The following is a 403-nucleotide window of genomic DNA, read 5'->3' as shown; positions in this document are numbered from 1 at the left end:
GGGTCTTGTCCGTCAGACCGAGGAGGCGAATCGCCTCAAGAAGTCGCAATGTACCGATACCGTCCGCGTTCGCTGTGTACTCAGGTGTTTCGAACGACACCTGGACATGGCTCTGAGCAGCCAAGTTGTAAATTTCATCTGGCTGAGATTCCTGAACCACGCGGATGAGGTTAGTCGAATCAGTGAGATCACCGTAATGCAAGACTAGGCGCGGATCGGATTCGTGCGGGTCTTGGTAGAGGTCTTCGATACGACCCGTGTTGAAGGAAGAGGAACGTCGCTTAATCCCATGAACGACATAGCCTTTTTTGAGAAGAAGACGGGCAAGATAGGCACCATCCTGTCCAGTTATGCCCGTAATAAGAGCAACTTTCCTGCTATCACCCATTCTATTCCTGCTCTA

The 403-nt window shown here is 51.1% G+C and carries 1 protein-coding gene; it reads right to left on the bottom strand.

Going from position 1 to position 403, the window contains the following annotated elements:
• Positions 1 to 388, bottom strand: a 388-nt coding sequence (locus X742_RS1000000173690) for a GDP-mannose 4,6-dehydratase (protein WP_023775698.1), incomplete at its 3' end; no start/stop codon positions are given.
• Positions 389 to 403 lie beyond the last annotated feature (15 nt).

This window comes from Mesorhizobium sp. LNHC229A00 (assembly GCF_000502415.1).
GTDB lineage: Bacteria > Pseudomonadota > Alphaproteobacteria > Rhizobiales > Rhizobiaceae > Mesorhizobium.
Note: the sequence above shows the minus strand (reverse complement) of the source record. Positions and strands in the feature narration are given on the sequence as shown.